Origin of the sequence: Streptomyces flavofungini (assembly GCF_014650815.1) — a bacterium.
In the GTDB taxonomy this organism is placed as follows: Bacteria; Actinomycetota; Actinomycetes; order Streptomycetales; family Streptomycetaceae; genus Streptomyces; species Streptomyces flavofungini.
Window position 1 is genome coordinate 12,209 of the sequence record NZ_BMVR01000005.1, and the last position, 23,157, is coordinate 35,365.

Below are 23,157 nucleotides of genomic sequence, written 5' to 3' on the forward strand. Positions count from 1 at the left end.
TTCCAGACGGGGCGTCAGGTCGGGGGCGGGGCGCGATCGGCGGGTGTTCGGCGTGGGGGCGGCGGGTGTCAGCGCAGGCCTTCGAAGTCGCCGAGGCCGCCGCGGACGACGTACGCGCAGTCCGTGTAGCGGTAGCCGCCCTGGACCTTGGCGCCGTCGCTGTGGTCGCGGACCAGGTTGCCGGCGCCGGTGCCGCGCTTGTAGAGGAAGTGGTACTCGCCGGCGGGCAGCCGCAGGGTCTTCTGCGGGTAGCTCCGGCCGCTGGCCTTGCAGGCCTTGGCGCGGCCGTCGGCCCGGGAGCTGTACGTGGTGCAGCCGAGGCAGGGGCCGAGCTTGATGCTGCCGGTGGCGGGGCCGGTGAAGAGGATCTCGACGGTGCTCGGGCCGTCGTTCTTGATGACGAACTCCTGGCCGGAGCCGGGTCCGCGCTGCGCGGGCAGCTTGTGGCCCGCCTGCGGGCGGGCGGCGGCGACCTCGGCGGCGATGGCGATGGTGCGGGCGCGCTTGCGCTTGCCGCTGTCCTTGTACGTGTCGGCGAAGCCCGAGAGCGTCTTGGCGGCCTCCGCGTAGCGGCCGTCCTTGAAGTCGTCGACGCCGCAGGCGTAGCTGCCGGACCGGATGGTGGCCGAGGTCCTCGCGCGGAGCGGGGCCGCGGTGTCGCCGGGCAGGGTCTCGGCGGTGGTGCGGATGGCGCGCAGCTCGGTGGTGGCCGAGCAGGGGTCGGGGCCCTTCAGTTCGTCGGCGCGTTCGTCGACGGCGGCGCGGATGCCGGGGACGACCTTCGCGGCGGCGGCGGACGTCGGGAAGGTGCTCATGAGTTCCCGCAGGTCGGTGCCGCCGCCGGTCTTGCCGAGGGAGGTCATGCCGCAGGCGTAGAAGGAGTCGGCGAGGCGGTTGTCGGGCCAGCTGGCGAGGCGGCCGAGGCGGTCCTTGCCGAGGCTGTCGGGCAGGGTGCGCAGGTACTTCAGCGGCTCGATGGCCTCGCAGTACTGGCGGTCGGCGTAGGGCGCGGCGACGGACTTGTAGTACGTGTCGAGGCGGTCGGGGACGCGGTCGGCGGCGCGCGAGCCGGCGTGGTCGCGGAGGAGGCCGCGGTAGGTGCCGAGGGCGTCGCGGTACTCGCTCTCGGTGGCCGTGAACGGGCGGCCCTCCTGCGCCTTGACGAGCCGGTCGGCCTTGTCGAGGCGGTCGAGCAGCATCTCTTCGACGGCCTCGTCCTGCGCGGAGTCGTAGGCGAGGGCGCCGGAGGCGGGGACGGCGAGCAGGACGATGCCGAGCCCGGCGGCGATGGGTGCGCGCAGCCGCCAGCCGATGGGCGTGCGGCGGGCCCGGCGGGCGGCGTCGGCGGCGGCGAGCACGAGCACCACGGCGTACCCGAGCAGGGCGCCGCCCGGGACGCCGTCCACGTCGGCGGGCAGGGCGACCAGGAGCAGCGCGGCGGTGGCCGCCCAGCACAGGGCGGCGGGCACCCAGGCCCGGATGAGCACATAACCGAGGCCGAGCCCGGTCAGGTTGAGCAGCGCGGCGGCGACCGGCCGCAGCGGCTCCGGCGGACCGGGGTCCGGCGCGGGCGCCCTGGGGGTGGCCGGGGGCTCCAGGAGTTCGGGGGTGCCGTAGGGCGAGGGTGCGGGCGAGGCCGAGGGTGCGGGCTGGGGGTGCTGGGGCGGGCCGTACGCGGGCGGGCCGTACGCGGCTGGGACCGGTGCGGCCGGGGTAGTCGGGGCGGGTGGTGCGGGTGGTGTGGCCGGGGCGTAGGAGGGCGGCGGGGGTGAGGCGGGCTGGGCGGGCGGTGCGGCTTGGGCGTGCGGTGCGGGCTGGGCGTGCGGTGCGGGCGGCGCAGGCTGCGCGGGTGCGGCCGGAGGCTGTGCCGGGGGCGGACCGAAGCTGCCCGGGGCGTCGGCCCCCGGGGCGGTGCTCCCCGAGGTGTCGACCGGGGCGTCAGAGGCGTAAGGCTGGACGCTGTCAGCCGTCTGGCCTGCGGTGCCGTCCTCCGGTCGCCGGTCCCGGGGCTCGTCCCCGGGCTCGTCTCTCGGCTCGTCGCGCGGTCCGTCGGTTGCCACGGTCGGCTCCCCCCAGCCGTAGGACGCACACCACCGAGCACGGGTGTGCGTACGGGTCGACGTTCCCCATCCCCATGGGTCGACCCAACTCCCCTACATTCCGCCAAAGTTGGCGCTGCGTCAATCGCCCGTCACGGGCAGTTTCCGCTCCGGCGCGCGCCTGGCGCGGGGTGCGGGGCGGGTTCGGCCATGAGCGTGAGGGCTACTCCGCGAAGTGGTCGAATTCTCCGGCCTGTACGCCGAGTACGAACGCGTCCCACTTCCTGCGGGTCGTCGTGACGACGCGGTCCGGGCTGTCGGTGGTGCGCAGGTGCACCGTGTCGCCGGGGCCGAAGGCGAGCTCGATCCAGGGGCCCGGGCCGTCCGGCCCGGCCGGGGCGGCGCGGACCCAGTCGAGGTCGGCGGGGGTGTCGGGCATGGCCGTCCTCCTTGGTGACGCGGGGTGGGATCACCGTAGCCCGGGAGCCGGTGCGCGCCCCCGGAAAACTCCCGTGGGCCGCGTGCTCAACAGCCCTGTGGCGGCGCCCCCGCCCCTACACTGAGGCCGGGCGGACTCCCGGTGGCGGAAGGGCGGTTGACGGTGCGTAAGGCATGGTTGCTCGCGGGCGTCGCGTTCAGCGGGTCCATAGGATTCATGATGCTGCTCGTCGTCGGGACCTTCGTCGCGGCGGGGAGCCTCGCGGAGCAGTCGGGGGGCGGCGGGAACGTCGGGCTCGCCAAGGGTGCCGTGCCCGCCTCGTACCAGCCGCTGGTGAAGAAGTGGGGCAATCTCTGCAAGGCCATCAACCCGGCCCTGCTCGCCGCGCAGCTCTACCAGGAGAGCGGGTTCAACCCGCGCGCGCAGAGCCCGGCGGCGGCGCAGGGGATAGCGCAGTTCATCCCCGGGACCTGGGCCTCGCACGGGCTCGACGGCGACGGCGACGGCGACCGGGACGTGTGGGACCCCGAGGACGCCATCCCGTCCGCGGCCTCGTACGACTGCAAGCTCGCCAAGTACGTGAAGGACGCGCCCGGCGATCCGACGAAGAACATGCTCGCCGCGTACAACGCGGGCGCGTACGCCGTGATCAAGTACGGCGGGGTGCCCCCGTATCGCGAGACGCAGAACTACGTCAAGATCATCACGACCCTGGAGAAGAGTTTCGCCCGGCCCATCGACCGGGTGAATCCCTCGCAGCAGGCGGCGGGCGCCATCTACTACGCGCAGAAGAAGCTCGGCACCGAGTACCTGTGGGGCGGCAACGGAACCGCCGACCAGGGCGGCAAGTTCGACTGCTCGGGGCTGACCCTGGCCGCGTACCGCAGTGTCGGCATCGACCTGCCGCGGGTGGCCAACGACCAGTACAACACCGGGCCGCACCCCAAGCGGGAGGAACTGCTCCCCGGTGACCTGGTGTTCTTCTCGGACGACCTCAGCAACTCGCGCGCCATCCGGCACGTGGGGATCTACGTCGGCGGCGGCTACATGATCGACGCCCCCCGGCCCGGCGCGGTGATCCGCTTCGACCCGGTCGATACGCCGGACTACTTCGGGGCCACGCGGGTCACCAAAGATGGCGCAAAAGCGATCCCCGAGAAGCCGGTGGAGAAGCTCGTGGAGCGGTCCGGAGGGAAAGCTGAGAAGCCGGAGAAGCCGGAGAAATCAGAGAAGCCTGCGAAACCTGACGAGTCGACGAAGCCGGAAGAGGGCTCGGGCGTGGATCCCGAAGGCGGACCCGCCGAGGAACCTTCCGATTCGCCTTCGGGAGGGCCCACCGGCCGTCCCTCCGGGCGACCCGCGGACGAGGGCGTCGAGGTCTGACCCGGACCCGCGCCGTCGACCGTCCCGCCGGGGAGCGGAGGGCGCGCGCACGGCGCGCGCGGCGCTTGAGCTGGCTTGAACCCTCCGTCAGAGCAACCCCCTGAGCTGCGGCGATGAATCTCTCTTCGATAACGTCTGAGTGATCTTTCGGTGGAGAGTGGAACGTATGGAAGGGGACCAGGCGTTCCCTTGTCTGGTACGGCACGTACGCGAAGAACAGCGCGGGGAGCACTGAACCAGCGGCACGACTGCACTGACCACGGGGGTTGAGGGAAGGGCGCACGACCGCGTGCGCTCGCGAGTGCGAGGACAAGGGGCCACAGCATCATGGCTGGACTCGATGATTCCGGGTCGAACCCCGACGTCAGCCTGCTCTACGACATCAACGGCCTGGCCGCGGACGCCCCCGGCTGGCTCGCCCGGACCATGGAGTTCGTCGGTGAGTACGGACTCCTGCTCGCCCTGGTCCTGCTCGTCGTGTGGTGCTGGTGGGGAGCCCGCCGCCGCCCGGTCCTCGACGACGCGGCCTCGTCCGTCGCCGCCGTCGTCTGGGCGCCGCTCGCCGCCGGTGTCGCCGTCCTGGTGAACGTGCCGATAAGAGGCTTCGTGGAACGCCCGCGGCCGTTCAAGGACCACCAGGGCCTGGAGGTCCTGGTCGACGGCAAGACCGACTACTCCTTCGTGAGCGACCACGCGACGCTCGCCATGGCCATCGGCGTCGGCCTCTTCGTCGCCAACCGCAAGTTCGGCGTCGCCGGGATCGCGCTCGCCGTCGCCGAGGGCTTCTGCCGGGTCTTCATGGGCGTGCACTACCCCACCGACGTGGTCGGCGGGTTCGCGCTCGGCACGGCGGTCGCGCTGCTGCTCTCGCCGCTCGCCATGGCCCTCCTGACGCCCGTCACCAAGGCCGTCGCCCGCTCGGGGAGGGCGTCCCGGCTGGTGTGGCGCGGTCCCGGTGACGTCGAGCCGGTCGCCGCGCTGACCGACCAGGAGAAGGCGGCGCCGGGGGCGGACGAGCGGGACTTGGCGGCCTAGCCCGCGGAACGGCTGCGGGGCCGCCCGGGGAACGGCTGCGGGGCCGCCCGGGGAACGGCTACAGCGCCTGCGGGAACGAGAAGAAGCGCGTCGGGTCGTAACTCTTCTTCAGCTTCTTCAGGCGCGGCGCCGCCTGCCCGTAGTACGCCTCCCGCCAGTTGGTGAGCGTCGGGTCCGCGTAGTTCTGGTACGCCGCCCCGGACGCGTACCGCCGCATCCCGGTGTGGGCCGTGTTCAGCCAGGACTGGGCCGTGGAGCCGGAGGTGCCCGCGCGCCAGGACACGATGTACTGGGCCAGCATCCGTGAGCGGCGGTGGACGAACGCCGTGGCCGTCGGGTCGACGCGGTTGATGGCGCCGCCGAGCGCGGTCAGGGCGATGCTGCCCGCGGTGCCGCGCTCGCCCCGCACGCCCTCGATCTGGTGGAGCAGCGCCCGGATGCCGGCGGCGGACAGCGAGCGGTCGAAGAAGTCGGAGCGGGCCGCGTACGTCTCCCGGCCGAGCGCGCCGCTCGGCGTGCGGCCCGGCGTCGAACCCGGCAGATGGCACTGGGCGTCCGAGGCGAACGACGAGCAGCCCGCGTACACCTCCATCGCCTGCTCGTACGAGCGCCGCTTCAGGGAGACGCTGCGGGCCGGGGAGCCCACCTTGTCGGCGAGGCGGTCGACGGCGTTCTGCAGCGAGCCGTAGGTGCCGAGGGAGAACGCGGCGACGGAGATGGTGGGTGTGGCGCCCGGCACCGCGGCGAGGTGCGCCGACGACCAGATCTCGTCCGGCTGCGAAGGGCCCCACTCCTGCCAGGCCTTGAGGACGGCGGCGGCCTTCGACCAGGGCCAGGTCAGGTAGGCGGAGACGGCCTGCGGGGCGGGGTGGGTGCGGAAGGTCAGCTCGGTGACGATGCCGAACTGGCCGTTGCCCGCGCCGCGCAGCGCCCAGAAGAGGTCCTTGTGCTCGCTCTTGCTGGCCCGTATCTGCTTGCCGTCCGCCGTGACGATCGTCGCGGCGGTGAGGCTGTCGCAGGTCAGGCCGTAGGCGCGGGAGACCACGCCGTGGCCGCCGCCGAGGGTCAGGCCGCTGATGCCGACGGTGGGGCAGGAGCCCGCGGGGATGGTGACGCCCTTCGCGGCGAGCGCGCGGTAGACGTCGATGAGCTTGGCGCCGCCGCCGATGGTGGCGGTGGTGCCGCTGGAGCGGACGCGGTTCAGCTTCGACACGTCGATGACGAGGCGGCCGGTGCCGGAGGACCAACCCGCGTACGAGTGGCCGCCGTTGCGGATGGCCACGGGGGTGTCGTGGGCGCGGGCGTAGGCGAGGGTGGTGCGGATGTCGTCGACGCCCGCGACGTAGGCGACGGCGGTGGGCTTCAGGTTGTCGAAGCGGGTGTTGTAGAGCTGGCGGGCGGTGGCCCAGGCGGCCTCGTCGGGGCGGACCAGGGTGCCGTCCAGGTCCCGGGCCAGGGCGGCGAGGCTGGCCGGGGCGGAGGCGGCGGCCGTCTTGATGGGGGTGGTGGTGCCGCTGGCGCGCGCCGATTTCGGCGTGTCGGTGCCGCTCGCCTTGGTGTCCGCGCCGCTGGTGCAGGCGGTGGTGGCCGCCGCGAGTGCGGCGGTCGTCGTTCCGAGGAACGTACGTCGTTGCATGAGGCCCTCCCGTTGCTTCCCGCACAACGAGACGGCGCGGGCGCCCCACGGGTTCCCACCGACGGGCGGCGGGAACGGCTACAGCGCCTGGGTCATGTGATCGGCGGCGTCCGTGCGGGCTCTGCTGCGGGCTCTGCGGGCCGGGCCGCGCCAGCCGCAGGTGCACCGGGCGGCGCAGAACGGGCCGTTCTCGACGGTGGAGGTCCGGTGCGGTTCCGGGGGTCGCTGCTCAGCCACCCGACCACGGTACGCCCGCCGGGTGAACCCGCTCCCGCGTGACGACCCCTCGTACCGGTCGTTAGTCGAAACGGCAAGGGGCCGGACGGCCGACGCACGGAGAGGCTGGGGGTCGACGGGGCGATGGGGCAGCAGCACGGGCAGCACAAGGGCAGAGCGGCCGCCGGGGTCGCCGCGGCGGGGCTGATGGCGCTGGCCACGGCGTGCGCCGGTGACGGGGCCGCGGCGAGCGACGACCCGGCGGCGGCCGACCCCGTCGGTACGGTGCGTGCCGCCCCCGACGCCCTGGTGCGCGCCGGGAGTTCGAAGGCGCGCACGGCCATGGAGATGGCCAGCGGCGGCACCCGTGTGACCGTCACGGGCCGCGGCGGGTACGACTTCCGGCGCCGCGTCGGCCGCCTCGACGTGGTCCTGCCTGAGGACCCGGCCGGCAGCTCCGCCGGGCGCAGGCCGCCGGTCACCGAGCTGCTCGCGGGCGGGGACCTGTACATGAAGAACCGCGGCGCGGGCGTGCCCGCCGACAAGTGGGTGCGCATCGAGACGGCGTCCCTGTCCGATGGGAACCTCGTCACCGGCGGCGCCACCGACCCGTTCGCCGCCGCCGAACTCCTGCGCGGCGCGGGCGAGGTGACGTACGTGGAGCGGACCCGGATCGACGGCGTCGACGTGCGGCACTACCGCGGCGTCGTGGACCTCGCGCGGGCCGTGCGGGCCGCCTCGAAGGAGCACCGACCGGCGCTCGGGGCCGCGGTGGAGAAAGGGTTCAGCAAGTCCGGGGTGCCCTTCGACGCCTACCTCGACGGGCGCGGGCGGCTGCGTGAGGTGCGCCACCGGTTCCAGGTCAACGACGCGACGGTGGTGTCGACGACGTCGCTGTACGGGTACGGGACGCCGGTGGCCGTGCGGCTCCCGAAGGACGCGGACCTCTTCGCCGGGAAGATCGCCGAGCGCTGAGCCGTTGTACGGGTGAGGGGTGGAATATGGTCCGTCCGTGCCATGCGCGGTGCGTAGGCCGCTCCCTACTCTAGGAAGCCGATACCGGCACGAGTGTGGTCAGGAAGAGGTGGTGGACGTGGCCCCGGTGGGCGGAACGGCAGTTCAGGACCACGTTGCCCTCGCCGAGATCGAGCTGTGCGGAGAACTGATCATCGCGGCGTCCGCCGCGCGCGGTGAGCGGCTCAGCGCCGACCGGATCGACGAGGTGCTCAGGGTCTCCGACGGGGTGGACGGTGGGGTGGCCCGGGACGAGTCCCGGCCGTAGGCCCTGGTCGCCGTGTCCGCCGCCGCGCGGCGGAGCTCCCCACCCACCCCGCCCGCACCGCGTGCCGTGAGCGTCACATCGCGTCAGGTGCGCAGCATCCGCGCGATCGCCTTCGTCGCCTCCTCGACCTTCGCGTCGATCTCGTCGCCGCCCTTGACCGCGGCGTCCGCGACGCAGTGGCGCAAATGCTCCTCAAGGAGCTGGAGGGCGAAGGACTGCAGGGCCTTCGTGCCGGCGGAGACCTGCGTGAGTATGTCGATGCAGTAGACGTCCTCCTCGACCATCCGCTGCAGGCCCCTGATCTGGCCCTCGATGCGGCGCAGCCGCTTGAGGTGCTCGTCCTTCTGCTTGTGGTAGCCGTGTGTCTGGTGGGCCTCGCCCGCCGCTGCCGCCTGGTCCTCGCCGGAGGGCGCTTCGGTCGTGGCCGTGGCGGCCGCTTCTGTGGTCGTCATCGCGTCCTCCTGTGCATACCCCTGGTGGGTATAGGGTAGCCGATTCCTCGGGTGGTGTGCTGATCACTGTGCCTGATGGGCGACACTGGGGTCCGGCCGGTTAGCCGTGGCCGGATGATGCGCCTAGCATCAGCCTGACCGCATCCAAAGCACCCCGAGGACCCCACGTGCGATTTCGTCTGACCCCCAGGGAGACGAGCTTCTACGACATGTTCGCCGCATCCGCGGACAACATCGTCACCGGCTCCAAGCTCCTGATGGAACTGCTCGGGGCCGACGCCTCGGCCCGAGCCGAGATCGCTGAGCGTATGCGGGCCGCCGAACACGCGGGGGACGACGCGACGCATGCGATCTTCCACCAGCTGAACTCCTCGTTCATCACGCCGTTCGACCGCGAGGACATCTACTCCCTCGCGTCCTCGCTCGACGACATCATGGACGCCATGGAGGAGGCCGTCGACCTGGTCGTGCTCTACCAGGTCGAGGAGCTCCCCAAGGGCGTGGAGCAGCAGATCGAGGTGCTCGCCCGCGCCGCCGAACTGACGGCCGAGGCCATGCCGCATCTGCGCACCATGGACAACCTCACCGAATACTGGATCGAGGTCAACCGCCTGGAGAACCAGGCCGACCAGATCCACCGCAAGCTGCTCGCCCACCTCTTCAACGGCAAGTACGACGCCATGGAGGTGCTGAAGCTCAAGCAGATCGTCGATGTGCTGGAAGAGGCGGCCGACGCGTTCGAGCACGTCGCCAACACGGTGGAGACCATCGCGGTCAAGGAGTCCTGAGGCACCTCCATGGACACCTTCGCGTTGATCGTGACCATTGGCGTCGCGCTCGGTTTCACGTACACGAATGGCTTTCACGACTCCGCGAACGCCATCGCCACCTCCGTCTCCACGCGTGCGCTGACGCCACGCGCGGCGCTCGCCATGGCCGCGGTCATGAACCTCGCCGGTGCCTTCCTGGGCTCCGGCATCGCCAAGACGGTCAGCGAGGGGCTGATCGAGACGCCGCACGGCCAGAAGGGGATGTGGATCCTCTTCGCCGGTCTGGTCGGCGCCATCGTCTGGAACCTGATCACTTGGTACTACGGCCTGCCGTCGTCCTCGTCGCACGCGCTGTTCGGCGGTCTGGTGGGCGCGGCGCTCGCGGGCGGCATCGGGGTGATCTGGTCCGGGGTCGTCGAGAAGATCGTCATCCCGATGTTCCTGTCGCCGCTCGTCGGTCTGCTGGTCGGCTATCTGGTGATGTGCGCGATCATGTGGATGTTCCGCAAGTCCAACCCGCACAAGGCCAAGCGGGGCTTCCGCATCGCGCAGACCGTCTCGGCGGCCGGTATGGCCCTCGGCCACGGTCTGCAGGACGCGCAGAAGACCATGGGCATCGTGGTGATGGCCCTGGTCATCGCCGATGTCGAGGATGCCGGTGACCCGATCCCGATCTGGGTCAAGATCGCCTGTGCGGTGATGCTGTCGCTCGGTACGTACGCCGGTGGCTGGCGCATCATGCGCACCCTCGGCCGCAAGATCATCGAGCTGGACCCGCCGCAGGGCTTCGCCGCCGAGACCACGGGCGCGGGGATCATGTTCACCACCGCGTTCATGTTCCACGCGCCGATCTCCACGACGCACGTCATCACGTCCGCGATCATGGGTGTGGGTGCGACCAAGCGGGTGAACGCGGTGCGCTGGGGCGTCGCCAAGAACATCATCCTCGGCTGGTTCATCACGATGCCGGCCGCCGCGCTGGTCGCGGCGCTGAGCTTCTGGATCGTGAATCTCGCGTTCCTGTAGGGGTGCGGGATGCGGGGGTGCCCCCGGCCTGGATCGTGGTGATCCGGGCCGGGGGCACTTTTTGCGTACGAGCCCGTGCGTACGGCCTTGGCTCTCCGCGTACGTGCCTACTTCGCGAAGTACTCGCCGAAGTGGGCGGAGCCGTAGCCGCCGCCGAGGTTGAAGCTCTTGGCGCCGGTGCCGGTCACGCCGGTGGCGTCGGTCGGGAGCTGCCAGGTGCGGCCGACGAAGGTGTCCTCGCCCATGCCGCCCACGTAGACCTCGGGCCTGCCGTCCTTGTCGCCGTCGACGACGGTGACCGCCTCGCCGAAGTGGTCCGACTTCTCCGAGGTGCTGGGGATGCCCTGGGAGTTCTGGGTGAGGACCTTGGCGCCCTTGGTGGTGACGCCGGTGCTGCTGCCGCGCAGCATGGTGACCGACCCGGACACGGCCGTGGCCGGATCCGTGGCGGACTCCCAGGAGGCGCCGACGACGATGTCGCCGTAGCCGTCCTCGTCCAGGTCGCCGACGGCCACGTCGGTGCCCCAGCGGTCGCCCTTCTCGTCGACGCCGGGCACACCCGGGCTGTCCTGGTCGTAGCGGCGGCCGGGCAGGGTCGTGCTCACGCCGTCCGGGCCGCCGTAGGTGACGGTGATGCCGCCGCTGTTGTCGGTGTCGTAGTCCTGCGGGGTGCCGACGAAGTCCTGGTAGCCGTCGCCGTTGAGGTCGCCGAAGGTGCCGCCGTGGCGGGCGTCGAGCCTGCCGCCGGGGACGTAGCCGTCGCGGGTGCCCTTCAGGACGCGGGCCTGCCAGCCGTCGGACGGGCTGGGGCCGGTGCCCATGGTCACCACGTCGTCGATGCCGTCGCCGGTCATGTCGCCGACCTGGGCGCTGGTCGCGGCCACCCCGTCCTTGGCGGTGGTGTCGCGGAACTGGACGGAGGCCGCCTTGCCGGTGCCGCGGTCGAAGGGGCCGTACAGCGTGCCGAGGCCCCAGTTGGCCTGTGTCTGCGGGCCGACCTGGGCGGCGCCGACGATGTCGGCCTTGCCGTCGCCGTTGACGTCGCCGATCCGCTGCCAGGCCTGGCGGAAGGCCGGGGACTGGGTGGTGCCCTCGCCGGTGGGCACTTCGGTGCCGCCGGAGATGCCGTCCTTGCCGCCCCACAGCACGAGCATCCCGGGGCCGTCGCTGATCAGCAGGTCGTCGTAGCCGTCGGCGTCGAGGTCGCCGTGGCCGGCCTGGAGCCCCCAGCCGTACTGGTTGGCCCTGGGCTCGCCCGGGACGCCGGGGGTGGCCCGGCTGACGAGCTGCTGCTCGTCGTACTTCAGGCCCTCGGCCGAGCCGTAGACGAGGGAGACGAGACCGGCCCGCTTGATGCCGTCGATCTTGGCGCTGGGCGCGCCGATGGCGAGGTCCGGATAGCCGTCGCCGTTGAAGTCGGCGGCCGGCTTCGCCGAGGCGGTCTTCGCGGTGGGGGCCTTGGCGGTGGGAGCCGCCTGGGCCGGGGCGGTGAGGGTGAGCAGCGCGGCGGCGCAGGCCGCGGCCGTCAGGTAGGTGGTGCTGCGCAAGAGAGGGTCCCCCCAGGGTGTGTGCCGGGCCGGGAACGGGAACCGGCCGTGTTCCTGATGCCGGAGTTGACCGCTGGGAGGTGCGGATAGTTGTGGTGACGCCGGGATGCGGCAGGGGCGGGGCCGGGGTGAGAGCCGGTGGCCGGAACGGGAACGGGGTGAGAGCCGGTGGCCGGAACGAGAAACGGGCCCGCCCCCCGGGAGCCAGGGGGCGGGCCCTTCTTCGTCCCTGCGGTGGCACCGCCATGCAGCACCGCGGGGAACTCGTGCCCGGCGGGAGCGCCGGAGCGGCCGGATCAGCCGAAGCGGCCGGAGATGTAGTCCTCGGTCGCCTGGACCGACGGGTTGGAGAAGATGCGTTCCGTCTCGTCGATCTCGATGAGCTTGCCGGGCTGGCCGACCGCCGAGAGGTTGAAGAAGGCCGTGCGGTCCGAGACGCGGGCCGCCTGCTGCATGTTGTGCGTCACGATGACGATCGTGAAGCGCTCCTTCAGCTCGCCGATCAGGTCCTCGATGGCGAGGGTCGAGATCGGGTCGAGGGCCGAGCAGGGCTCGTCCATCAGGAGCACCTGCGGCTCCACGGCGATGGCCCGCGCGATGCACAGGCGCTGCTGCTGGCCGCCGGAGAGGCCGGAGCCGGGCTTGTTCAGGCGGTCCTTGACCTCGTTCCAGAGGTTGGCGCCCTTGAGGGACTTCTCGACGACGTCGTTCAGCTCACTCTTCTTGTACGAGCCGTTGAGCTTCAGGCCCGCCGCGACGTTGTCGTAGATCGACATGGTCGGGAACGGGTTCGGGCGCTGGAAGACCATGCCGATGGTGCGGCGCACGTTCACCGGGTCCACGCCGGAGCCGTACAGGTCGTCGCCGTCCAGCAGGACCTTGCCCTCGACGCGGCCGCCGGGGGTGACCTCGTGCATCCGGTTCAGGGTGCGCAGGAACGTGGACTTGCCGCAGCCGGACGGGCCGATGAAGGCCGTCACGGAGCGGGGCTCCACGGTCATGGAGATGTCTTCGATCGCCTTGTGGGAACCGTAGAAGGCGTTGAGGCCCGATACGTCGATTCGCTTGGCCATGGGGATCACTGCTTCTTTCGGAAAGGGTGCTGCTGTCGGTCGCTAACGTGGCCGCGTCAGCGACCGGTCTTCGGGGCCTTCCAGCGGGCTACGCCGCGGGCCACGAGATTCAGGATCATGATGAACGCGATGAGGGCCAGGGCCGCCGCCCAGGCACGGTCGTAACCGGCCTGGTTGCCCGACTGGTACTGCTGGTAGATGTACAGCGGCAGCGAGCCCTGGGCACCGTCGAACGGGTTCGTGTTGATGAAGGGGGTCGTCCAGACCAGGAGCAGCACGGGCGCGGTCTCACCGGCGATACGGGCGACGGCCAGCATGACGCCGGTCGTGATGCCGCCGATCGCGGTGGGCAGGACCACCTTCAGGATGGTGCGCCACTTCGGTACGCCGAGGGCGAGCGACGCCTCGCGCAGCTCGTTCGGGACGAGCTTCAGCATCTCCTCGGTGGAGCGCACGACCACCGGCATCATCAGGATCGACAGCGCCATGGCGCCGGCCCAGCCGGAGAAGTCGAAGCCCAGGATCAGGATCCAGAAGCTGAGGACGAACAGACCCGCGACGATCGACGGGATGCCCGTCATCACGTCGACGAAGAAGGTGACGGCCTTGGCGAGCTTGCCGCGGCCGTACTCGACGAGGTAGATCGCGGTGAGCAGGCCGATCGGCACGGCGATCAGGCAGGCGAGGCCGACCTGCTCCAGGGTGCCGATGATGGCGTGGTAGATGCCGCCGCCGGCCTCGTCGTCCGCGACGACGCCCATGGAGTGCGACAGGAAGTAGCCGTCGAAGACCTTCGAGCCGCGCTTGACCGTCTCGTAGATGAGGGACGCGAGCGGGACCACGGCGAGCAGGAACATCACCCACACCACCGAGGTGGCGAGGCGGTCCTTGGCCTGGCGGGTGCCCTCGACGGTGGCCGAGAGGCCGTAGGAGACGGCGACGAAGAGGATCGCCGCGATCAGGCCCCACTGCATGCGGGAGTCGAGGCCCGCGGCCAGGCCGATGCCGCAGCCCACGGCCAGCGAGCCGACGGCGATGACGTACGGCGACCAGCGGGGCAGGCGGGCGCCCTGGAGCTCGGAGGGGCCGGACTTGCCGCCGGGGGTACCGGTGGGCTTGACGGTCGTGATGCTCATGCGTTGGCCCCCGAGTACTCCTTGCGGCGCGCGATGATCATGCGGGCCGCGCCGTTGACCAGCAGCGTGATGACGAACAGCACCAGGCCGGAGGCGATGAGCGCGTCCCGGCCGTACTCGTCGGCCTCACTGAACTTGCTGGCGATGTTCTGCGCGAAGGTGCCGCCGCCGTAGTCGAGCACGGACGCCTTGATGAGGAAGGCGGGGGAGAGCACGGTGGCGACGGCGATGGTCTCGCCGAGCGCGCGGCCGAGGCCGAGCATCGAGGCGGAGATGATGCCGGAGCGGCCGAAGGGGAGCACCGACATCCGGATGACCTCCCAGCGCGTGGCGCCGAGGGCGATCGCGGCCTCCTCGTGCATCTTCGGGACCTGCAGGAAGACCTCACGGCTCACGTTGGTGATGATCGGCAGGATCATGATCGCGAGCAGGATTCCGACGGTCATGAGGGAACGCGGGGCGCCGCCCTCGTACTCGAAGATGCCGGTCCAGCCGAAGTAGTCGTCGAGCCAGCTGTAGAGGCCGGTCAGGTTGGGGGCGACCACGATGGCGCCCCACAGGCCGTAGACGATCGAGGGCACGGCGGCCAGCAGGTCGATCACGAAGGCGATCGGGGTGGCGAGCTGGCGGGGTGCGTAGTGCGAGATGAACAGCGCGATGCCGATGGCCACGGGCACGGCGATCACGAGCGCGATGATCGAGCTCACGATGGTGCCGAAGACCAGGACGGCGATGCCGAAGACGGGCTTGCCGTCGGAGGAGATGCCGGCGGGGTCCCACTCGAAGGTGGTGAAGAAGTTGCCGGTGTTGTCCGCGAGGGCGACGGACGAGCGGTAGGCCAGGAAGGCGGCGACGGCGGCCATGATCGCCAGGAGGGCGATGCCGGAGCCGCGGGAGAGGCCGAGGAAGATCCGGTCGCCGGGGCGGGTGGCGCCGCGGGCGGTGCGCTTCTGCTCGGTGGTCGTGGGCCTGGCGTCGTCGGCGGGGGCAGGCGTGGGCGGGGTGTCGGTAGGTATGTCCATGGGGGTTCTCCGGTCTGCGGAGCCATCTGCCCGTGCGGGTGGTGGCTCCTGGCGGCGGTGCACCGGACGGCGCGGCCCGCCGGATGGCGGGCCGCGCGCTTAGGTCAGCTCAGGCCCTTGATGGTTTCGCGGACCTTGGCGTTGATCTCGGTCGGGATGGGGGCGTAGGCCTCGTCCTTGAGCACGGCCTGGCCGTCCTCGCTGGCGATGTAGGTCAGGAAGGACTTGGTGGTGGCCAGGGTGTCGGCCTTGTTGCCCTTCTCGCAGACGATCTCGTACGTCACCAGGGTGATCGGGTACGCGCCTTCGGCGGTCGGCTTGTAGTTCAGCTCCAGGGCGAGGTCCTTGCCCTTGCCGACCGACTTGGCCTCGGAGATCGCCTTGGAGGCGTTGTCGACGGTGGCCTTGACCGGCTCCTTGGCGCCCGTCTTCAGGTCGACGGTCTTGATGCCTTCCTTGGCGTACGACAGCTCCATGTACGAGATGGCGCCGGCCGTCTGCTTCACCTGCTGGGCCACACCGGAGGAACCCTGCGCGGACTGGCCGCCCTTGGCCTCCCAGCTCTTGCCCGGCTCGTGCGGCCAGGCGGCGGGGGCGGCGCCCTTGAGGTACTTGGTGAAGTTGTCCGTGGTGCCGGACTCGTCCGAGCGGTGGAAGGCCTGGATCTTGGTGCCGGGGAGCTTGGCGTCGGGGTTGAGCTTGGCGATCGCCTTGTCGTCCCAGGTCTTGATCTTGTCGTTGAAGATGTCGGCCAGCGTCTTGGCGTCCAGGACGAGGCTGTCGACACCCGGCACGTTGTAGCCGACGGCGATCGGGCCGCCGACCATCGGCAGGTCGATGGCCTGGCTGGACTTGCAGACCTTCTTCGACTTCTCGATCTCCTCGGGCTTCAGCGCCGAGTCGGAGCCCGCGAAGGCGGTCTGGCCCTGGAGGAACGCGGTGATGCCGGCGCCGGATCCGTCGGGCTTGTAGTTCAGCTGCACGTCGTTGCAGGCGGAGCGGTAGTTGGCGACCCAGGCGTCGATCGCGTTCTTCTGCGCGGACGAGCCGGAGGCCATCAGCTGGCCCTTGGCGCCGTCACAGCTGATCTTGCTGGCGGCGTTCGACTTCTTGCCGCCGTCCTTGTCGCCCGTGTCATCGGAGCCGCACGCCGTGAGGGCCAGGGCGCCGGAGACGGCGAGAGCACCGAGGGTGAGGGCCCGCCGGTTCATGCGCTGAAGCTTCACTGTCGGGAGTTCCTTCCGGGAGCCGCCGGACCGGCGGCGTGCGAGGTCTGTACGAGTGGCCATGGGTGGCCGTGGGCCGAGCGCGTGCTGCCCGGGCGGTCTGTGCGATCGCGCCACGCATCACGTAGGGCCGAAATTAGGCAGATCAGGTGAAGTGACCGATGGCCGTAAGTGAACGCGCGGTGAACCTACGCGGACGTTGTGGTTAGGTCACGGTCGGATTACGTCGCGGGGCGCGCGCGAGGCCGAGCGCGCCCCCGGGGTGGCGTGCCGCCGACCAGGAAAGTGTGACTCTTCGTGCGTGAACGGGCACTCCCGGTGTCCGGCTCGGGCCCGACCGGCGCACTTCCGTCAGGACTCGTCCGCCGGGTGCGGCGTCGTGAGCAGGGCGTCCAGGAGCTCGCGGTCGCGGAGCTGGGTGAGGCGGGTGCGGGCCTCGGCCGGGGGGAGCCAGCGGATGCGGTCCACCTCGCGGTTCGGGGTGAAGTGGCCGTGGGTGGCCTCGGCCGCCCAGTAGTGGACCACTTTGGGGCGGCCGTTCGTCCGGTAACGGGCCGTGGGCAGGGGTGGACCCGGCACGCACTGGTGGCCGGTTTCTTCCTCTACCTCGCGTACGGCTGCGGCCAGTGCGGCCTCGCCCGGCTTCAACTTGCCCTTGGGATGCGACCAATCGTCATACTTCGGCCGATGCACCACGCAGACCTCCAGGCCGCCCGGTACCGGCGCGTGGCGCCACAGCACGCAGCCCGCCGCGCGGATCAGGTCCGGCGGGCCCGTCATGGCGCCGTGACCGCCTCGCGCAGCCAGGCCCGCTGGAAGGCGAACCGCGCCGCCTCCACCTCGTGGCGCTGGTCGGCGTGCAGGACGCCCAGGGCGTACGCGGTGGCCGGGGCGATACGGGGGGTGCGGGCGGCCGCCGCGGCGGCCGCCGCCGCGTCCGCGGCCTCGCGGTGCAGGTCCAGGGCCTGGCCCGCCTGGAGGATGCGGGGGTCCAGGGGGGCCTCGCCGAGGAGGACCTCCTGGGCGTAGCGGTGCAGGCGCAGCAGGGAGCGGACCTGCAGCCAGGGGGCGTCCTGCGCCTCCGGCGCGGTGTCCGCCGCGAGGCCGTGGACCAGGGCCTCCGCGTTGTACGGGTGGCCCGCCCTGATCAGGGGGAGCACCGCCACCGCCTCCGCCAGGTGCTGCTCGGCCGTCGCGGCCAGGGGTTTGAGGTCGGCGTCCGGGGTGGGGTGCAGGGGGACCTCGCTGGCGAGGACGGCCACGTTGTCCGCCACCGCGTGGAAGCGGGAGGAGCCGAAGGCCTGCAGCGCGGCCGAGTGGGCTCGGGTGCGGGCCAGGGTGAGCTGGCGCTCCAGCAGCGCGGCGGCTTTGGCCGCGCCCACGGCGAGGGGGCCGGTGGGCTTCTTGGCGGGGCCGGAGCCCGGGGCCTGCGCCGGGAGGGCGCCTTGGCGGGACCTGGGCGCATCGGCACCCTCGGCCGGGGGCTGTGTCCACCCGCCCCCGCTCTCGGCCTCGCTTGGGCGGGGTGACCCCCAGCGCCCTGCGGAACGCCTGCCCACAGCGCCGGCGGCGGCAGGAGCGGCGGGTGCGGGAAAGCCGCCGCCGCGCAGCGGCGGGGCCGACGGGGTCGGCAGGGGGGCCGGGGTCGGCGGTGGGGTCGACAGGCGGTGCAGGGCGCCCAGGAGGCGTTCCAGGCGGGCGGCGTAGGCGTGTTCGCGGGCCAGGGTGCCGGAGAGCCAGGAGAGTTCGGGGCGGAGGGACTCGGTCCAGTCCGGGTCGAGGAGGGGGCGGAAGGTGTGCAGCGTGGCGCCGATCCGGCGGGACGCGCGCCGCAGGGCGCGGGCCGCCGCCAGGGACTCCTCGGCGCCGTGCGCATCCGTCGAGGACTCGCGGTGCAGCCGCAGCGAGCGGAGGAAGTCGGTCGCCTGGTCCTGCAGGTAGACCGACAGCGTCTCGCCCGCCGTCATCTCATGGTGTTGCTGTGCCACGCCGGCGCCTCCGGGCGTCTATGAGCATCTCCTGTACGTTCCGCAGGGGCTGGCCGTCCGGGTCCGTGGCATGCCGCGTCCAGTTGCCGTCCGCCCCCAGGTGCCACGAGGCCGTGGTGTCCGACATGCCGGTCTCCAGGAGCCGGTTCAGGGTCGCCCGGTGTGCCGGGGACATCACCCTGACCAGTGCCTCGATGCGGCGGTCGAGATTGCGGTGCATCATGTCGGCGCTGCCGAGCCACACCTCGGGTTCGCCGCCGTTGCCGAAGGCGAAGAGCCGGGAGTGCTCCAGGAAGCGGCCGAGCACGGAGCGGACGCGTATGTTCTCGGACAGGCCCGCGACCCCCGGCCGTACCGCGCAGATCCCGCGCACCCACACGTCCACCGTCACCCCGGCCTGCGAGGCCCGGTACAGCGCGTCGATGACGGCCTCGTCCACGATCGAGTTGACCTTGATGCGGACGTAGGCGGGGCGCCCGGCGCGGTGGTGCTGGATCTCCCGGTTGATGCGGGTGATCAGGCCGTCGCGCAGGGACTTGGGGGCGACCAGGAGGCGCCGGTAGGTCTCGCGGCGTGAGTAGCCGGACAGCCGGTTGAAGAGGTCCGAGAGGTCCGCGCCGACTTCCTGGTTGGCGGTGAGCAGCCCCAGGTCCTCGTAGAGGCGGGCGGTCTTGGGGTGGTAGTTGCCGGTGCCCACGTGGGAGTAACGGACAAGGTTGTCACCCTCCTGGCGGACCACGAGCGACAGCTTGCAGTGGGTCTTCAGGCCGACCAGGCCGTACACGACGTGGCAGCCGGCCTCCTCCAGCTTGCGGGCCCACTTGATGTTGGCCTGCTCGTCGAAGCGGGCCTTGAGCTCGACCAGGACGAGGACCTGCTTGCCGGACTCGGCGGCGTCGATCAGGGCGTCCACTATCGGGGAGTCGCCGGAGGTGCGGTACAGCGTCTGCTTGATGGCGAGGACGTTGTCGTCGGCGGCGGCCTGTTCCAGGAAGGCCTGCACGGACGTGGAGAACGAGTCGTAGGGGTGGTGCAGGAGCACGTCGTGGTCGCCGCGCAGGGCCGCGAAGATGTCGGGCGCGGACGCCGACTCGACCTCGGCGAGGTCGCGGTGGGTGCCCGCGACGAACTTCGGGTACTTCAGCTCGGGCCGGTCCAGGCCCGCGATGGAGAAGAGCCCGGTGAGGTCGAGGGGGCCGGGCAGCGGGTGCACCTCGGACTCGCCGATCTTCAGCTCCCGCATCAGCAGGTCGAGCACCTTGCGGTCGATGGACTCCTCGACCTCCAGGCGCACCGGCGGCCCGAAGCGGCGCCGCATGAGCTCCTTCTCCAGGGCCTTGAGGAGGTTCTCGGCGTCGTCCTCCTCGACCTCCAGGTCCTCGTTCCTGGTGAGGCGGAACATGTGGTGCTGCTTGATGTTCATGCCCGGGAACAGTTCCTGGAGGTGCTTGGGCGCGGCGATGACGTCCTCTATGGGGACGTACCGCTGCGGGGATGCCTCCAGGAAGCGGGACAGGAGCGGCGGGACCTTGACGCGCGCGAAGTGCTCGTGCCCGGTGACCGGGTTCTCGATCACCACGGCGAGGTTCAGGGAGAGGCCCGAGATGTACGGGAAGGGGTGCGCGGGGTCCACGGCCAGGGGAGTGAGGACCGGGAAGATCCGGTGCATGAACAGCGTGTAGAGCCGGGACTGCTCCTTGTCGGTCAGCTCGTTCCAGCGGACCACGTGGATGCCCTCGTCGGCCAGGGCCGGGGCGACTTCTTCCTGGTAGCAGGCGGCGTGCCGGGCCATGAGCTCGCGGGAGCGGGACCAGATCAGCTCCAGGACCTCCCGGGGCTGCAGGCCCGAGGCCGAACGGGTGGCGACGCCGGTCGCGATGCGCCGCTTCAGGCCCGCCACCCGGACCATGAAGAACTCGTCCAGGTTCGAGGCGAAGATCGCGAGGAAGTTCGCGCGCTCCAGGAGCGGCGTGTTCGGGTCCTCGGCGAGCTCCAGGACGCGTTCGTTGAAGGCGAGCCAGCTGCGCTCCCGGTCCAGGAACCGGCCCTGCGGCAGCTCCTCCCCGCCGTACCCCGCCTGGGCGTCCTCGTCGTACCCGTCCAGGTCGGCGTCGATGTCGGGGTCCAGATCGGAGACCGTGGCCGCGATGGTGTGCGGCCGGTGGGCGGCGAGGGAGCCGACGGACGGCTGCGCGTGGCGCACTCGGGGGACGTCGGCGTGCTGGCTGTCGGACTGCGCGGTGGGCTCGCTCATGCGCCCATTGTTCCGCGCGGTGCCCGCTCCGGGCGCGCCGAAGGCCTCGGGCGCGAGACGGATCTGGCCGTTCTGGCGCGCTCCGTCCGGCGCGGGATCGGGCACGGTGGGGGGCTGCATTGCCTGAGCGTCGCAAGGCTGTCTGAATCAATGGTTACGCCGACATGACGCCTGGGGGGTCGCATGGGAACCCCCAGGCGTATACGGACCGACCGTCTCAGGGCGTGCGACGGCGCAGCACCCAGAATGCCGTGTACGCCGCCCCGGCCGCGAGGGCCAGGACGATCCCGGACTCGATGAGCTGTACGTACCAGAAATGCGACCGGGGGTGGAAGTCCACGTACGCCTGGATGACGACGGTGTCGGCGGGGCAGGACGGGTCGGGCAGGTCCGGCAGGCACTGGCCGGGTACGAAGCGCTCCCCGGCGGCGTTGACGGCCCCCTGGTCCATGACGTGCGCGTTCTCCGGGACGCCGCCGGGGAACCAGGCCGCGCGGGCGCGGGCGCTGGAGTCGACGACGGTGCTGACCGGAAGGAGGTGCCAGCGGGCGCTGCTGAGGAGCCACAGGACGGCGCCGGTGACGGCGCCCGCGGCGGACATGGCGGGCAGGGTGCGCCGCACCAGGACCCCGGCGAGCGCGCCGACGGCGGCCGCGAGCAGGCAGTACGCGACGACGGCGGGCCCCGTGGCCAGGTAGTTGGCGCTGTCGGCCCAGCTCAGGCCGCCGTGGGCGGTCACCAGGCCGGAGCTGCCGAGCCGGAACACCCCGAGGGTGGCGAGGCCCGCGGCGACGGCGAGCCCGCCGGCCACGGTGAGGCGCGCGCCCAGCCAGCGGGCGGGGGAGTCGCCCTGGGGCCACGCGAACTGGTGCAGCCCCGCCTCCAGTTCACGGGCGACGAGCGGGCCCGAGGTGAACGCGGCGACGGCCAGCGGCACGAGGAGCAGGGCGAGGCCGGCCCGCTCCATGTAGGTGAAGAGCAGGTCGTCCTCGTTGGTGACGCCGAGGAACTCGATGAGCCCCGGGCGGCTTTGGGCGGCCAGGTACGGATAGCCGGTCACGGCCACGGCGAGGACGGCGAGCGCGAGGGCGGACCACAGGACGGTCCGGTGCAGGCGCAGGACGGACCGGTGGGCGCCGGGCAGGAGCGGGGTGCGGGCGGTCGCGGGCGGGGTCAGGGACGCGGTCGTCATGCCGCCACCTCGCGGTCGGCGGGGTTCGCGCCCGGGGTGAGCAGGTCGGTCGTCTCGGGGGTGCGCAGATGGGCGAGCAACAGCTCCTCCAGGGAGGGTTCTTCGACGTCCCAGCCGGTGTCGAGGCGGAGGGGTCCTTCGGTGCGGACGAGGGCGGTGAGGCCGCGGCCGGTGGCGTGCGACTCGACGACGGTGTGCGCCGCGAGGTCGGTGAGCGGGCGGGCGCCGGTGACCAGGGCGTGCGCGTGGACGAGGTCGTCGATGCCGCCGCCGAGCCGGATGCGGCCGCCGGAGACGAGGAGCAAGTGGTCGCAGGCGTCGGCCAGTTCGCCGACGATGTGGGACGACATGACGACGGTGGTGCCGTGTTCGGCGGCCTCGGCCATCAGGGTGCCCATGAGCTGGTGGCGGGAAGGGGGTCCCCCCTGCTCCTTAAGAGCTTGGGGGAGGGTCGAGGTCGCCCATGGGCTCGTCCAGGAGCAGGAGTTCGGGCCGCTTGCCGAGCGCGAGGGCGAGCGCGACGCGGGTGCGCTGGCCGCCGGAGAGGGAGCGGACCCGGGCGCGGTCGTCGAGGTCGCCGTCGGCCACCACGCGGGCGGCGAGTGCGGCGTCCCAGCGCTCCGGGTTGAGCTCGGCGCCGAGCCGCAGGGTCTCGGTGACGGTGAGCCGCGGGTAGAGCGGCTTGGCCTGGGCGACGTAGGCGACCTTGGGGCGGGCGGCGGCCGGGGCGGTGCCGAGCACGGTCAGCTTGCCGGAGGTGGGCCGCAGCAGGCCCGCGGCGAGGGCGAGCAGCGTGGACTTCCCGGCGCCGTTGGGGCCGACGACGGCGCAGACGCGGCCTGCGGCGAGGCGGAAGGAGCAGCCGCGCAGGGCGGGTGCGCGGCGGCGACCGTAGGCCAGGGTGAGGTCGGCCCCCTCTATGGCGGTGTCGGTCATGCGGGGTCCCCTCCGGTGGTTGATCCGTGCGGTGCGGACCGCTCGGCGGTCGTGCCGTGCCGTGCGGACCGCGCGGTGGTCGTGCCGTGCGGTACGGACTGCGCTTGCGGGAACTTCTCCTCCAGTACGGCCGTGAACAGCGCGGCCGCGTCGTCCCGGTCGAGGCCCGCGGCGCGGGCGCGCGCGGCCCACTCCAGGAGTTCGCCGTGCAGCGGGGAGTCGGCGGGCGCGCCGCCCAGCGACTTGCGGACGAAGGTGCCGAGGCCGCGGCGGGCCTCGACCAGGCCCTCGCGCTCCAGCTCCCGGTAGGCCTTCAGGACCGTGTTCGGGTTGATGGCGGTGGCTTCGACCACCTCGCGTGCGGTGGGCAGCTTGTCGCCGGGCTCCAGCAGGCCCAGGCGCAGGGCCTGCTGGGTCTGCTGGACGATCTGGAGGTAGGTGGCGACGCCACTGCGCCGGTCGATGCGGTACTCGACCACTGCCTAGCACCACCCTTTCACTAATT

At 71.8% G+C, this 23,157-nt stretch carries 20 protein-coding genes and 2 pseudogenes; 6 read left to right on the forward strand and 16 right to left on the reverse strand.

Going from position 1 to position 23,157, the window contains the following annotated elements; genetic code table 11:
• Positions 1-68: 68 nt before the first annotated feature.
• Both IE274_RS40055 and IE274_RS13435 read right to left on the reverse strand, forming a co-directional pair.
• Complete coding sequence (locus IE274_RS40055) at positions 69-2,060, reverse strand: hypothetical protein (RefSeq protein ID WP_268255571.1); 1,992 nt, start codon at positions 2,058-2,060, stop codon at positions 69-71.
• A 202-nt stretch (positions 2,061-2,262) separates the two neighbouring features.
• Positions 2,263-2,478, reverse strand: a complete 216-nt coding sequence (locus tag IE274_RS13435) for a DUF397 domain-containing protein (RefSeq protein ID WP_190115953.1) — start codon at positions 2,476-2,478, stop codon at positions 2,263-2,265.
• A gap of 162 nt (positions 2,479-2,640) precedes the next feature.
• Here IE274_RS13435 and IE274_RS13440 point away from each other — a divergent pair.
• Together IE274_RS13440 and IE274_RS13445 are read left to right on the forward strand one after the other, a co-directional pair.
• A pseudogene (locus IE274_RS13440) lies at positions 2,641-3,642 on the forward strand (C40 family peptidase); the annotation flags it as partial.
• Positions 3,643-4,188: 546 nt separating this feature from the next.
• Positions 4,189-4,896, forward strand: a complete 708-nt coding sequence (locus tag IE274_RS13445) for a phosphatase PAP2 family protein (RefSeq protein ID WP_190115955.1) — start codon at positions 4,189-4,191, stop codon at positions 4,894-4,896.
• A gap of 58 nt (positions 4,897-4,954) precedes the next feature.
• Here the strand turns inward: IE274_RS13445 and IE274_RS13450 are convergent, their stop codons facing one another.
• Both IE274_RS13450 and IE274_RS13455 read right to left on the reverse strand, forming a co-directional pair.
• A complete protein-coding gene (locus tag IE274_RS13450; RefSeq protein WP_190115956.1) occupies positions 4,955-6,532 on the reverse strand; it encodes an FAD-binding oxidoreductase in 1,578 nt (525 codons plus the stop codon).
• Between the two features lie 78 nt (positions 6,533-6,610).
• A complete protein-coding gene (locus IE274_RS13455; RefSeq protein WP_190115957.1) occupies positions 6,611-6,769 on the reverse strand; it encodes a hypothetical protein in 159 nt (52 codons plus the stop codon).
• A 123-nt stretch (positions 6,770-6,892) separates the two neighbouring features.
• On the opposite strand from IE274_RS13455, the gene IE274_RS13460 reads away from it, so the two are divergent.
• Both IE274_RS13460 and IE274_RS13465 read left to right on the forward strand, forming a co-directional pair.
• Positions 6,893-7,723: an SCO4651 family lipoprotein gene (locus tag IE274_RS13460; protein ID WP_190115958.1), complete on the forward strand. Its 831-nt coding sequence runs from the start codon at positions 6,893-6,895 to the stop codon at positions 7,721-7,723.
• A gap of 109 nt (positions 7,724-7,832) precedes the next feature.
• Positions 7,833-8,030: a hypothetical protein gene (locus tag IE274_RS13465; protein WP_190115959.1), complete on the forward strand. Its 198-nt coding sequence runs from the start codon at positions 7,833-7,835 to the stop codon at positions 8,028-8,030.
• Positions 8,031-8,113: 83 nt separating this feature from the next.
• Here the strand turns inward: IE274_RS13465 and IE274_RS13470 are convergent, their stop codons facing one another.
• Entirely contained in the window at positions 8,114-8,482 is a 369-nt protein-coding gene (locus IE274_RS13470; RefSeq protein ID WP_190115960.1) for a metal-sensitive transcriptional regulator, read from the reverse strand.
• 167 nt (positions 8,483-8,649) lie between these two features.
• On the opposite strand from IE274_RS13470, the gene IE274_RS13475 reads away from it, so the two are divergent.
• Both IE274_RS13475 and IE274_RS13480 read left to right on the forward strand, forming a co-directional pair.
• Positions 8,650-9,270 (forward strand): DUF47 domain-containing protein, encoded by a 621-nt coding sequence (locus IE274_RS13475; RefSeq protein WP_190115961.1) that lies wholly within the window; start codon positions 8,650-8,652, stop codon positions 9,268-9,270.
• A 9-nt stretch (positions 9,271-9,279) separates the two neighbouring features.
• A complete protein-coding gene (locus tag IE274_RS13480; protein WP_190115962.1) occupies positions 9,280-10,278 on the forward strand; it encodes an inorganic phosphate transporter in 999 nt (332 codons plus the stop codon).
• Between the two features lie 107 nt (positions 10,279-10,385).
• Here IE274_RS13480 and IE274_RS13485 read toward each other — a convergent pair whose 3' ends face one another.
• The 11 genes and pseudogenes from IE274_RS13485 to IE274_RS13535 all read right to left on the reverse strand — a co-directional run bounded on the left by IE274_RS13485 (position 10,386) and on the right by IE274_RS13535 (position 23,131).
• Positions 10,386-11,825 carry an FG-GAP-like repeat-containing protein gene (locus IE274_RS13485; protein ID WP_190115963.1) on the reverse strand — a complete coding sequence of 480 codons (1,440 nt, stop codon included), beginning with the start codon at positions 11,823-11,825 and terminating at the stop codon, positions 10,386-10,388.
• Between the two features lie 296 nt (positions 11,826-12,121).
• On the reverse strand, positions 12,122-12,898 hold the full coding sequence (pstB, locus tag IE274_RS13490; RefSeq protein ID WP_190115964.1) for a phosphate ABC transporter ATP-binding protein PstB: 777 nt from the start codon (positions 12,896-12,898) through the stop codon (positions 12,122-12,124).
• A 56-nt stretch (positions 12,899-12,954) separates the two neighbouring features.
• Positions 12,955-14,034 carry a phosphate ABC transporter permease PstA gene (gene pstA / locus IE274_RS13495; protein ID WP_190115965.1) on the reverse strand — a complete coding sequence of 360 codons (1,080 nt, stop codon included), beginning with the start codon at positions 14,032-14,034 and terminating at the stop codon, positions 12,955-12,957.
• Positions 14,031-15,056: a phosphate ABC transporter permease subunit PstC gene (gene pstC / locus IE274_RS13500; RefSeq protein ID WP_190115966.1), complete on the reverse strand. Its 1,026-nt coding sequence runs from the start codon at positions 15,054-15,056 to the stop codon at positions 14,031-14,033. The genes pstA and pstC overlap by 4 nt, the downstream gene beginning before the upstream one ends.
• Positions 15,057-15,160: 104 nt before the next feature.
• Positions 15,161-16,282: a phosphate ABC transporter substrate-binding protein PstS gene (pstS, locus tag IE274_RS13505; RefSeq protein WP_190115967.1), complete on the reverse strand. Its 1,122-nt coding sequence runs from the start codon at positions 16,280-16,282 to the stop codon at positions 15,161-15,163.
• Between the two features lie 351 nt (positions 16,283-16,633).
• Positions 16,634-17,062 (reverse strand): NUDIX hydrolase, encoded by a 429-nt coding sequence (locus IE274_RS13510; protein ID WP_190115968.1) that lies wholly within the window; start codon positions 17,060-17,062, stop codon positions 16,634-16,636.
• A complete protein-coding gene (locus tag IE274_RS13515; RefSeq protein WP_372446999.1) occupies positions 17,059-18,270 on the reverse strand; it encodes a CHAD domain-containing protein in 1,212 nt (403 codons plus the stop codon). The genes IE274_RS13510 and IE274_RS13515 overlap by 4 nt, the downstream gene beginning before the upstream one ends.
• On the reverse strand, positions 18,251-20,644 hold the full coding sequence (locus IE274_RS13520) for an RNA degradosome polyphosphate kinase (protein WP_372446998.1): 2,394 nt from the start codon (positions 20,642-20,644) through the stop codon (positions 18,251-18,253). Before IE274_RS13520 ends, IE274_RS13515 begins: the two co-directional genes overlap by 20 nt.
• Before the next feature lie 97 nt (positions 20,645-20,741).
• Complete coding sequence (locus IE274_RS13525; protein WP_190115969.1) at positions 20,742-21,716, reverse strand: ABC-2 membrane transporter-related protein; 975 nt, start codon at positions 21,714-21,716, stop codon at positions 20,742-20,744.
• Positions 21,713-22,652 (reverse strand): annotated as a pseudogene (locus IE274_RS13530) (ATP-binding cassette domain-containing protein). The gene IE274_RS13525 and the pseudogene IE274_RS13530 overlap by 4 nt, the downstream one beginning before the upstream one ends.
• Positions 22,649-23,131 (reverse strand): GntR family transcriptional regulator, encoded by a 483-nt coding sequence (locus tag IE274_RS13535; protein WP_190115970.1) that lies wholly within the window; start codon positions 23,129-23,131, stop codon positions 22,649-22,651. Before IE274_RS13535 ends, IE274_RS13530 begins: the two are co-directional and overlap by 4 nt.
• Positions 23,132-23,157: the final 26 nt, after the last annotated feature.